10 protein-coding genes and 1 riboswitch are annotated in these 11797 nt (G+C 56.5%); of the genes, 6 read left to right on the top strand and 4 right to left on the bottom strand.

Features of this window, described 5'->3' with window-relative positions; translation table 11 throughout:
- Genes pqqC through pqqF form a run of 4 tightly spaced genes read left to right on the top strand, consistent with a single transcriptional unit; the run spans nt 1 to nt 4463 of the window.
- Nucleotides 1-756, top strand: a complete 756-nt coding sequence (gene pqqC / locus PGR23_RS05625; protein WP_063415353.1) for a pyrroloquinoline-quinone synthase PqqC — start codon at nt 1-3, stop codon at nt 754-756.
- Between the two features lie 2 nt (nt 757-758).
- Complete coding sequence (pqqD, locus tag PGR23_RS05620) at nt 759-1037, top strand: pyrroloquinoline quinone biosynthesis peptide chaperone PqqD (protein ID WP_015366526.1); 279 nt, start codon at nt 759-761, stop codon at nt 1035-1037.
- Nucleotides 1024-2166 carry a pyrroloquinoline quinone biosynthesis protein PqqE gene (pqqE, locus tag PGR23_RS05615; RefSeq protein ID WP_020078732.1) on the top strand — a complete coding sequence of 381 codons (1143 nt, stop codon included), beginning with the start codon at nt 1024-1026 and terminating at the stop codon, nt 2164-2166. Before pqqD ends, pqqE begins: the two co-directional genes overlap by 14 nt.
- Entirely contained in the window at nt 2166-4463 is a 2298-nt protein-coding gene (gene pqqF, locus PGR23_RS05610) for a pyrroloquinoline quinone biosynthesis protein PqqF (protein WP_396279673.1), read from the top strand. The genes pqqE and pqqF overlap by 1 nt, the downstream gene beginning before the upstream one ends.
- Before the next feature lie 5 nt (nt 4464-4468).
- On the opposite strand, the gene mrdA is transcribed toward pqqF, so the two are convergent.
- The 4 genes from mrdA to PGR23_RS05590 all read right to left on the bottom strand — a co-directional run bounded on the left by mrdA (nt 4469) and on the right by PGR23_RS05590 (nt 8261).
- Entirely contained in the window at nt 4469-6388 is a 1920-nt protein-coding gene (mrdA, locus tag PGR23_RS05605; RefSeq protein WP_315710547.1) for a penicillin-binding protein 2, read from the bottom strand.
- 186 nt (nt 6389-6574) lie between these two features.
- A complete protein-coding gene (locus PGR23_RS05600) occupies nt 6575-7207 on the bottom strand; it encodes a LysE family translocator (protein WP_045394225.1) in 633 nt (210 codons plus the stop codon).
- 17 nt (nt 7208-7224) lie between these two features.
- Nucleotides 7225-7304, bottom strand: a riboswitch (ZMP/ZTP riboswitch).
- Between the two features lie 9 nt (nt 7305-7313).
- On the bottom strand, nt 7314-7817 hold the full coding sequence (locus tag PGR23_RS05595) for a DMT family transporter (RefSeq protein WP_063415564.1): 504 nt from the start codon (nt 7815-7817) through the stop codon (nt 7314-7316).
- A 9-nt stretch (nt 7818-7826) separates the two neighbouring features.
- Nucleotides 7827-8261 carry a DMT family transporter gene (locus PGR23_RS05590; RefSeq protein ID WP_315710550.1) on the bottom strand — a complete coding sequence of 145 codons (435 nt, stop codon included), beginning with the start codon at nt 8259-8261 and terminating at the stop codon, nt 7827-7829.
- A gap of 100 nt (nt 8262-8361) precedes the next feature.
- On the opposite strand from PGR23_RS05590, the gene PGR23_RS05585 reads away from it, so the two are divergent.
- Both PGR23_RS05585 and katG read left to right on the top strand, forming a co-directional pair.
- Nucleotides 8362-9294, top strand: a complete 933-nt coding sequence (locus PGR23_RS05585; RefSeq protein WP_047048537.1) for a LysR family transcriptional regulator — start codon at nt 8362-8364, stop codon at nt 9292-9294.
- Between the two features lie 264 nt (nt 9295-9558).
- A complete protein-coding gene (gene katG / locus PGR23_RS05580) occupies nt 9559-11736 on the top strand; it encodes a catalase/peroxidase HPI (protein WP_047048540.1) in 2178 nt (725 codons plus the stop codon).
- The last annotated feature ends 61 nt before the right edge of the window (nt 11737-11797 follow it).

Here is an 11797-nt window from a genome sequence, read left to right as displayed (position 1 = left end):
ATGCAGATTCGCGAAACCCTATCGCCACAGGCGTTTGAACAAGCGCTACGGGAAAAAGGCGCCTACTACCATATCCATCATCCATACCATATTGCGATGCACAACGGCGAGGCCAGCCGCGAGCAAATCCAGGGCTGGGTGGCGAACCGTTTTTACTACCAGACCAATATCCCGCTAAAAGACGCCGCCATTATGGCGAACTGCCCCGATCCCCACACCCGACGCAAGTGGGTACAGCGGATCCTCGACCACGATGGCAGTCACGGCCAGGAAGGCGGTATTGAAGCCTGGCTGCAGTTGGGTGAAGCCGTGGGGCTAAGCCGCGATGAGTTACTCAGCGAGCGCCACGTGCTGCCCGGCGTGCGTTTTGCCGTCGACGCCTACGTCAATTTTGCCCGCCGGGCCAACTGGCAGGAGGCGGCGTGCAGTTCGCTAACCGAACTGTTTGCCCCGCAAATCCATCAGTCGCGCCTCGACAGCTGGCCGCAGCACTATCCATGGATTAAAGAAGAAGGCTATTACTACTTCCGCAGCCGCTTAAGCCAGGCCAATCGCGACGTCGAACATGGACTGGAACTGGCGAAGATCTACTGCGATAGCGCGGAAAAACAGAACCGGATGCTGGAGATCCTGCAGTTTAAGCTCGACATTCTGTGGTCGATGCTGGATGCCATGACCATGGCCTACGCACTGCAGCGCCCGCCCTATCATACGGTCACCGACAAGGCGGCCTGGCACACGACCCGACTGGTATAACTATGCAAAAGAGCGCAATCATCGCCTTTCGTCGCGGCTACCGCCTGCAGTGGGAAGCCGCTCAGGATAGCCACGTGATCCTCTATCCGGAAGGAATGGCGAAACTGAATGAAACCGCCGCCGCGATCCTCGAGCTGGTCGATGGTCAACGCGACGCGGCAAAAATAATCGCCGAACTCAACGCCCGTTTCCCGGAAGCGGGCGGCGTCGATGACGACGTCATCGAATTCCTGCAGATAGCTTACCAACAGAAGTGGATTATCTTCCGTGAGCCAGAATAAACCCGCCGTTAATCCGCCGCTGTGGCTACTGGCGGAACTGACCTATCGCTGTCCGCTGCAGTGCCCCTACTGCTCTAACCCGCTGGACTTTGCTCAGCAGGAGAAAGAACTCACCACCGAACAGTGGATTGAGGTCTTTCGCCAGGCGCGGGCCATGGGTAGCGTGCAGATGGGTTTCTCAGGCGGCGAACCGCTGACGCGCAAAGATCTGCCGGAGCTGATTCGCGCCGCGCGCGATCTCGGTTTTTATACCAACCTGATTACGTCGGGCATTGGGCTCACCGAGAGCAAACTCGACGCCTTCAGCGAGGCCGGGCTGGATCATATCCAGATTAGTTTCCAGGCCAGCGATGAAGTGCTTAACGCGGCGCTGGCGGGCAACAAAAAAGCGTTCCAGCAGAAGCTGGCGATGGCGAAAGCGGTAAAAGCGCGCGACTACCCGATGGTGCTGAACTTTGTCCTGCATCGCCACAACATCGACCAGATCGATAAAATCATCGAGCTGTGTATCGAGCTGGAAGCGGATGATGTTGAGCTCGCCACCTGCCAGTTTTACGGCTGGGCGTTCCTCAATCGTCAGGGATTACTGCCGACCCGCGAACAGATCGCCCGTGCTGAACAGGTCGTTGCTGATTACCGACACAAAATGGCGGCTAACGGTAATCTGACCAATCTGCTTTTTGTCACCCCGGACTACTACGAAGAGCGTCCCAAAGGCTGTATGGGCGGCTGGGGCTCGATATTCCTCAGCGTGACCCCGGAAGGCACCGCGCTGCCGTGTCACAGCGCGCGCCAGCTGCCGGTCGAGTTCCCGTCGGTGCTGGAGCAGAGCCTGGAATCGATCTGGTATGACTCATTTGGCTTCAACCGCTACCGCGGCTTTGACTGGATGCCGGAGCCCTGTCGTTCCTGTGATGAAAAAGAGAAAGATTTCGGCGGCTGCCGCTGCCAGGCCTTTATGCTGACCGGCAATGCCGATAACGCTGACCCGGTGTGCAGCAAATCGCCGCACCACCATAAAATCCTCGAAGCGCGGCGCGAAGCGGCCTGCAGCGACATAAAAATCAGCCAGCTGCAGTTCCGCAACCGCACCCGTTCACAGCTGATTTATAAAACCCGGGAATTGTGATGACCACCGCCACCCGCATCGTGGAACTGGCAGGCGGTATGCGCGCAACGCTGGTTCATCATCCGCAGGCGACGCGTGCGGCGGCGTTGGTTAAGGTGGGCGCCGGAAGCCATCACGAAACCGATGCCCTGCCGGGGCTGGCCCATTTGCTGGAACATTTACTGTTTCGCGGCAGCCAGCGTTATCACGATGATGAGCGATTGATGGCGTGGATCCAACGCCAGGGCGGCAGCGTCAACGCCACCACTCTTGCCCGCCACAGCGCCTATTTCTTCGAGGTCGCCGCCAACAGTCTGGCCGAGGGCATAACCCGTCTACGGGATACGCTCCGGGCGCCGCTGCTGTCGCCTGAAAATATCCGTCAGGAACTGGCGGTCATCGATGCGGAAAACCGGCTTATCCAGCAGCACGATCCCTCCCGCCGTGAAGCCGCGGCCCGTCACGCGATGGCGGCGCCCGCGGCTTTTCGCCGTTTTCAGGTCGGCAGCATGGATTCGCTGGGCGGAAACTTGCCTGCGTTGCAGAGTGCGCTCGGCGAGTTTCACCAGCGCTATTATGTCGCCAGCCATCTGCAGCTATGGCTTCAGGGGCCGCAGTCGCTTGATGAATTAGCCGAATTGGCCCATTTTTTTGCCGCGGGGTTCCCTGGCGGCCTGCCGCCGGAAAGCCCGCCTTCTGCGCATTTTAGCAACAATGTGGATCTTCAACTGGCCGTTGAAGACAAACCGACGGTATGGCGTTGTCCGCTCATCGAAAAAGGTGACAACGTCACTACTTTCCGCGAATTCTTACTGGATGAAGCGCCTGGCAGCCTGCTGGCCGGGCTGCGTGAATGCGGGCTCGCGGACGATGTCGCGCTGAACTGGCTTTACCAGGATGAACGCGTCGGCTGGCTGGCGCTGGTATTCAGCAGCGACCATCCCGACGCCATCAAGCAGCATGTCGAGCGATGGCTGCAGGCATTGCGGCACACCTCGCCTGAACAGCAGATGCACTATTACAAGCTGGCGCAGCGGCGTTTTGACGCACTGACCCCGCTCGAACAGCTCCGCCAGCGGGCATTGGGTTTTGCGCCCGATTCCCCGCCCGTCGATTTTGCTGGCTTCTGCGCCAGCTTGCTGTCGGCGCCGGCCTCTTCGCTGGTTTGCCGCAAAATAGCGGCTGGCGATGGCGTGGCAACCCAGGGCTTTACCTTGCCGCTCAGCCGCTGGCAGCCACGGACGATAGTGACGGATCCGCTGGCATTTAGCTTTTATCCGCAGGCGGCGACCGCTGAGGCACCTGAACTGCCGCTAACGACCAGCCCAATGCTGCATGTCATTGCAGATAATCAAACGCCGACGCTGATCGTTCGCAAGCCTTTCTATAGCGTGCTCAGCCAGGCGCAGGGTATGGCGATAAGCCAGCAGATCCGTCCCTTGCTCGCGCAACTTCGCCATGCTGGCGGCAGCGGCGAGTGGCAAACGGTGGACGGCAACTGGCAGCTTACTCTACAGCTACCTGAATCCGGCGGCGTAGCGGAGCGCGTCGTCACCGCGCTCATGCGCCGATTATCTCAATCCGCTCCGGGGACGGTAGTCGCACCTGAAACCATCGCCATTCGCCAGCTACTGCAACAATTACCTGAACAATTGACTATCGCTCCGCCGCAGGAGGGTTGGCTGGCGGCTATGGTAGGCGGCAGCAGCAATCTGGCGCGGCAGGTTGCCCGCCTGTTGAGCTTGCTCAACGCCCCGGTCAACGCCGAGCTTCGCTCTTCGGCGGGCTGTCGCCGCGGTATTCAGCGTATTCCTCACGCCAGCTCAGATAACGCGCTTCTGGTTTTTATTCCATTGCCTGAGGGGGCGTCGCTGGCCGCGCTGCAACTGCTGGCGCTACTTTGCGAGCCGCAATTCTTCCAGCGTCTGCGGGTCGAACAGCAGATTGGCTACGTGGTGAGCTGCCGTTATCAGCGGATCGCCGATCGCGATGGCCTGCTGCTGGCGCTGCAATCGCCCGTCCGTTCCGCCGGTAATCTACTACGCTGCTGTAAAACCTTTCTTCGCCAGTTAACGCTGTGTGGGCAAGCTGAGTTCAGCCAGTTACAACACCAGCTGGCTGAGCAGAACGGTCAGGCGCGGGACGCCAGCGCAACCGCGCTCGCCGCCCTGCGCCAGCGCTATCATCTACCGGTAGCCAAGCCGCAGGACGTTAACGAGCTGCAGCTGGACGAGATCATCGCGCTATGGCGTGAGATAACTCGCCGTCGCCGCAGTTGGCAAATCTTATATAGCGCGCTAACGACGTCCACCACTTAAGGTCGTCACTGCGCATCGGCGCTTTCGACCTGCGGAACGCTACTTTGCGCGCTATCCGCAGCTGGCGCATTCGCCGGGTCGAAGATATGGTCGAGAATCGCGCGCGCCGTCGGGCCGGCGACAACGCCATCGCCGCCGCCATTTTCGAGAATGAGCGCCATCGCCACCTTCGGATGCTGATACGGCGCAAACAGGGTATAAAAAATGTGGTCGCGCAGACGTACCGGGATCATTTTGGCATTGTAGGTCTGGTTCTCCTTCAGGCTAAACACCTGCGAGGTCCCGGACTTCGCCGCAATCTGATACGGCGCGGTATGGAACAACTTATATCCCGTCCCGTTCGGCAGGTTCGCCATGCCATACATACCGTTACGGACAATCCCCCAGTATGGCGATTTCGGGTCGCCAACCTGCGGTAAATTGGCCGGCTGCTGGTAGCGTTCGACCTTATTCCCCTGCTTCATTGAGTACAAAAGATGCGGGTTTTGTACTTTGCCGTTGTTGATTAGGGTGGTCAGCGCTTTCACCATTTGAATAGGAGTGGCGATCCAGTAGCCCTGGCCGATACCGACGGAAATAGTATCACCCTGGTACCACGGTTTTTTATGGACCCGCTGTTTCCACTCTCGGCTCGGCAACACGCCAGAATACTCCTCATTCAGGTCAATCCCTGTCGGCTGTCCATAACCAAACTTGCTCAGCCACTGATGAATACGGTCAATGCCCATTTCAAAAGCGACCTGGTAGAAGAACGTATCCGCCGACTCTTCAATCGCTTTGGTCACATTCAACATACCGTGTCCGGTTTTTAACCAGTCGCGATAGCGGCGCTGAGTACCAGGTAGCGTCCAGGTTGGCGCGCCGAAGAAGGTGGTATTTGGCGTAATCACCCCGGCGGAAAGGGCTGAGAGCGCCATATACGGCTTGACCGTGGAAGCCGGAGGATACAAACCCTGAGTGACGCGGTTAATTAGCGGGCGATCCTGGTTATCGAGCAGTGATTTGTAAGCCTGGTAGCCAATCCCCTTAACGAAGGGATTCGGGTCATAGCTGGGGCTCGACACCATCGCCAGTACGCCGCCGTCGCGCGGATCGACGGCCACGACCGCGGCGCGCTGGCCCTTCAGGACCGACTCAATATACTGCTGCAAATGCAGGTCGAGCGTCAGATAGATATTTTTGCCGGCGACCGGCGGGACTTCTTTCAGTAAGCGAACGACGCGACCGTGGTTATCTACTTCAACTTCCTGATAGCCGGTGGTGCCGTGTAATTCTTTCTCGTAATAGCCTTCAATTCCCTGTTTACCGATATTGCGATCGGCCGCGTAGTTTTCTGCTTCACCGTTTTTCGCCAGCCGTTGTAAATCGTTATCGTTAATTTTGGAAACGTAACCGACAACGTGCGCCAGTTCCGCGCCATAGGGATAACTTCGCTGCTGGTAGCTCTCGACGGTGACGCCGGGAAAACGGAATTCGTTGACCGCGAAGCGCGCCACTTCCACATCGGTAAGATCGGATTTCAGCGTCACTTCTTTATAGCGGCTATTGTGGTGCATATCGTCGCGGAAACTGGCGATATCATCCGCCGTCAGGTCGACAATCGGGCTTAACGCCTGGAGCAGCGCCGACATATCGGCAATTTTGCTGGGGATCACCTGCAGGCGATACAGGGTGATATTTTGCACCAGCGGAATACCGTTGCGGTCGAAAATCAGCCCCCGGCTTGGCGCGATCGGCAGCATTTTAATGTCGTTCTGGTTGGAACGGGTCTGATAAAAATCGTGCTGCTCTACCTGGAGATGGTAGAGATTGAAAATCAACACGCCAAAGCAGATCACCACCAACAGGAAAGCAATGACGGCGCGGCGGATGAATAGCATCTCTTCTGCCGAGTGGTCGCGGATCTCATCTCTCAATAGGGGCATTGGCGGCAATTTACCTGAGTCACTTGAAAGCACAAAAAATAAAGGCGGGGAAGAATAGCTTTATTGACGCATTAGCCCTACAGAAAGGTTGCTAATGAACTGGCAGAAATGTATCAGTATGTTAGAACGTGAGATGCCTTTCTTAACCGGAGAAAGGCATCAGCATGCGGGGTTCGCCAGTAACGGTTATTTTCTGGCCTCAAAGGCAATTTTTACGGCCATTCCGGCAAGTACCGTCGCCATCAGCCAACGTTGAAATTGTTGCCAGCCCGGCCGCCGCCCAAGAAACAGCGCCACCTGCCCGGCCAGCATAATAATAAGTCCGTTTACCGCCACGCTTATTAGCGCCTGGGTGCAGCCTAATATTAGCGACTGACTCAGCACGCTGCCGAGCCCGGGGGTGATGAACTGTGGCAGCAAAGACAAATACATGATAGCTACTTTTGGATTCGCCAGGCTGGTAAGAAGGCCCATCAGAAACAGCTTACGCCCGCTATCCGCCGGTAAGTCGCGAACTGCGAAAATCGGCCGCCCACCGGGTTTAATCGCCTGCCACGCTAAATAGAGTAAATAAGCCACTCCGCAAATTCGCAACGCGTCGTAGGCATAAGGTACGGCGAAAACCAGCGCGGTTATGCCAAAAGCCGCGCACAGCATATAACAGAAAAATCCCAGCGCAACGCCAGCAAGAGAAATAAAGCCGGCGCGTTTTCCCTGGCAAATCGACCGTGAAGTGAGGTACATCATGTTGGGGCCAGGAGTTAATACCAAACCCAACGCCACCGCGGCAAAAGCCGATAATGAAGCTAATTCAGGCATAACTTATCTCCAGATAGGGGTAATGCCCAGGCGCGCGGCGTACTTGACCATGCTCCCCAACAGTATTCTGTCTTTAGCGCCAGTCACATGGTGTCTAAGTATTAGCTTATTCCCGTTCGGTCGACAACCATTTCGCCTTTCCCGACCGTTTTGTCGGCTCAACTGCCCCTGATACGCCAGACGCGTATATAAAGTACAGCGCTAGCGCCAAACACAGAACCGCCGCCAGGCGTTGTGGCGAAAAGGCAATAGCGCTATTCCCCAACCACCCAAAATTGTCAATCAGCAAGCTCATCGCGAGTTGACCAAATATTACCGCCACCGTCGCCGTTGCCGTGCCGATTCGCTGTACTGCCAGCACCATGATGACAATATAGGGTACCCCGCAGAACGCCCCAAGCAGTTGCCACTTTGGCACATCCAGCAGCGTCATCGACTGCTGCGGAGCAAAGAAAACGATCAATAAACCGGTCACCAACGCACCAATGGAAAAGGTCAAAAAGGCGCTACGCAATATTCCGACATGTGCGCCAAGACGGCCATTCACCGCAGCCTGTACGCTTAGCAATGCGCCGCCAATCAGCGACAAAATAATCATCAACATATTCATATCAGCACCTCAATCAACGGCAATCAGCATTAATGCCGCCACAATGAACAACAGCGCAATAACCCGGCGGCGATCTATTTTTCGCCGCGGACTACCAAACCAGCCAAAATGATCGATTAACAGGCTTTTACATACCTGACCGGCGAGAACGCCGGTAATTGTCATTGCGATGCCGATCGCCGGAGTCACAATCGTTAATATCACCACATAACCGGGCCCCAACAGACCACCGGTTAATTGCCAGCCGGGGAGCGAAAAAAAAGAGGGACTCTGTCGCGGGCTAAAAAAAAGCATCAGTAAAAATGTTAATGCCGCGCCAATAGAGAAAATACTCATTGTTGCCCATAAATCACCGATCTGACCCGCCAGCGGCCCCAACAGACCTGCCTCTACGGACAGCCCCATTCCGCCGGCAATCACTAAAAAAATCAGCATACGCTGCATATTAAATACTCTTCAGTTGTTAAGAGCGGAAGAGAATAGAACGGCGCGCTAATGCAAAAAATAGTATAGTGTTGTAAACACCTTTGCAGGATCTGCATCAATGGCCGACGTAGGTAACATCAATCTCCGCGCCCTCCAGCTATTTATCGCCGTGTATGACAGCCATAGTTTTTCCGTTGTCGCGCGCCGTGAAGGCGTATCCCCTTCTCTTATCTCACGGGTCATCCAGCAACTCGAGGATGCGCTTGGCCAGCAGCTGTTCTATCGCAATACGCGTGCGGTCGTTCCAACGGAGGCCGGAAACCTGTTTGCTGACTATGCCCGCGGGATGACCGAGCAATTCGCTCACGCGCAACGCGAATTACAGGATCGCACCCAACAACCTGGCGGACTTGTGCGCATCAACGCCCCGGTCTACTTCGGCCAACGGCATATCGCGCCATGGTTAGCCGGACTGGCCGATCGTTATCCCGCGTTGGAGTTCGAATTAATTCTGACCGATGACTTTGTCGATCCTCATCGCCAGGCGACTGATATCATTTTTCGCATCAGCGCCCTGCCTGACGCCAGCTATCACGCAAAGGTTTTTGGCGCCCAGCGCTATTACCTCGCCGCAGCGCCTGGTTACCTTTCCCGTTTCGGCGCGCCGCAATCGCCTTCTGAGCTCAATCAACATCACACGCTGGTGTATCGCGGTTCACAGGGAGCTAACCGTTGGCTTTTTCGCCAGGGGGAAGAAGAGTGGACCCATTACCCGCAAACACCGCGGCTAATCTCAAACAACGCCGATGCCCTTCTCACTTCAGCGATTGGCGGAATGGGTATTGTTCTGTTTCCAGACTGGATGGTGGGCGATGCGCTGGCGCAGGGAACATTAGTTTCGCTGATGAATGACTACAGCGTTGGCATCAACCATTTGCCCTCTTACATTGCCGCGATTTATCCGCATGCTCGTCATCCGTCGCTCAATGTACGCACCGTTATTGATTATTTTACCGACGTTTTCGGCACGCCGCTTTACTGGCAACGCTAATCCATTCATCGCAGTAAAATTGTCATATCTCAAACAATTAGCGATCCGTAGCGGTTAACGCATCATAACGTTTCCTTTACCGCTGCGTTACGACTATGTTTAAAGGTGTGGTTTTGAATTTCGCCGAGTAATCACACTAAAACACTGGTTTTAATTATGTTTGTTGAACGGTAAAAGCTATTAAATCCGTAGACTCATTCAAATATCGCTTATTGGTAGCAGTGTATATCGTAATGGCATTCACAAAAGCAAACGGAGCCTGATATGAGCACGTCAAATGATCCCACTAACAACCCATCCGCTGGGAAATGCCCTTTCCACGCCGAGACGCCGAAGCAAAGCGCCGGCAGCGGTACCGCCAACCGTGACTGGTGGCCCAACCAACTTCGTGTTGACCTGCTGAATCAGCACTCCAACCGTTCTAACCCGCTGGGCGAAAACTTCAACTATCGGGAAGAGTTCAAAAAGCTCGACTACTCCGCATTGAAAGCCGACCTTCGCGCGGTGCTGACCGACTCCCAGGAGTGGTGGCCCGCCGATTGGGGCAGCTATATTGGCCTGTTTATTCGCATGGCGTGGCACGGCGCGGGGACCTACCGTACCGTTGATGGCCGCGGCGGCGCGGGTCGCGGTCAGCAGCGTTTCGCCCCGCTTAACTCCTGGCCTGATAACGTCAGCCTTGATAAAGCTCGTCGCCTGCTGTGGCCGGTGAAACAAAAGTACGGTCAGAAAATCTCCTGGGCCGACCTGTATATGCTGGCGGGTAACGTGGCATTAGAAAACGCCGGCTTCCGTACCTTCGGTTTCGGCGCAGGGCGTGAAGACGTGTGGGAACCGGACCTCGACGTTGACTGGGGCGATGAGAAAGAGTGGCTGAAACACCGCCACCCGGAAAGCCTGGAAAAACAAGCGCTGGGCGCCACCGAAATGGGTCTGATCTATGTCAACCCGGAAGGCCCTAACGCTAGCGGCGATCCGCTTTCCGCCGCGGCAGCCATTCGCGCGACCTTCGGCAATATGGCGATGGACGATGAAGAAATCGTCGCGCTGATCGCCGGCGGCCATACGCTGGGTAAAACGCACGGCGCCGCGCCGGCAAGCCATGTGGGTCCGGAACCAGAAGCCGCTCCGCTGGAATCTCAGGGTCTTGGCTGGAGCAGTACTTACGGCAGCGGTGTAGGCGCGGACGCCATCACCTCGGGTCTGGAAGTGGTATGGACGCAAACACCGACCCAATGGAGCAACTACTTCTTCGAGAACCTGTTCAAATACGAATGGGTACAAACGCGCAGCCCGGCGGGCGCAATTCAGTTTGAAGCGAAAGATGCGCCAGAGATTATTCCCGATCCGTTTGATCCAAATAAAAAACGCAAGCCGACGATGCTGGTAACGGACCTGACGCTGCGCTTCGACCCGGAATTCGGCAAAATCTCGCGCCGTTTCCTGAACGATCCGCAGGCCTTCAACGAAGCCTTCGCACGCGCCTGGTTTAAGCTGATTCACCGCGATATGGGGCCAAAATCCCGTTATCTCGGGCCGGAAGTGCCAAAAGAAGATCTGATTTGGCAAGATCCGTTACCGGCACCGACGCATAACCCAACCGCCTCCGACATCGCCACGCTGAAAACGGCCATTGCGGATTCAGGCCTGTCGGTTAGCGAACTGGTCTCCGTTGCCTGGGCTTCCGCCTCAACCTTCCGCGGCGGTGATAAACGCGGCGGCGCTAACGGCGCGCGTCTGGCCCTGCTGCCGCAAAGAGAGTGGCCGGTAAACGCCATCGCCAGCAAAGTGCTGCCAACTCTGCAGGCCATCCAGAAAGCGTCGGGTAAAGCTTCTCTGGCGGATATCATCGTTCTGGCTGGGGTCGTGGGCGTTGAGCAGGCTGCCGCCGCTGCCGGCGTTCGCGTAAACGTGCCGTTTGCGCCGGGTCGCGTTGATGCGCGCCAGGATCAGACCGACGTTGAAGCAATGGATCTGCTGCAGCCGCTGGCCGACGGTTTCCGTAATTACCGTCGCATCGAAGGCGGCGTGTCGACGGAGACTCTGCTTATCGATAAAGCGCAGCAGCTAACCCTGACGGCGCCGGAAATGACGGCGCTGGTCGGCGGCCTGCGCGTGCTGGGCGCTAACTTCGACGGCAGCCAACATGGCGTCTTCACCGATCGCGTCGGCGTCCTCAGCACTGACTTCTTCGTCAACCTGCTGGATATGGGCACCGTATGGAAAGCCGCCGATGAACAGGCTGAGCTGTTTACCGGTCGCGACCGTAAGAGCGGCGAAGAGAAATATACCGCCACGCGCGTTGATCTGGTGTTCGGTTCTAACTCGGTCCTGCGCGCGCTGGCCGAAGTCTATGCCTGCGCCGATGCGCAACAGAAATTCGTTACTGATTTCGTTGCCGCATGGACGAAAGTGATGAATCTGGACCGCTTCGATCTGTAATTCCCCTGCCCGCCGGTGAATAATCGGCGGCAGGTTACTCTGTTAAAGCGCCGCTCAATAT

This window comes from Klebsiella sp. 141162, assembly GCF_050600755.1.
GTDB classification, from domain to species: Bacteria; Pseudomonadota; Gammaproteobacteria; order Enterobacterales; family Enterobacteriaceae; genus Klebsiella; species Klebsiella aerogenes.
Note: the sequence above shows the minus strand (reverse complement) of the source record. Positions and strands in the feature narration are given on the sequence as shown.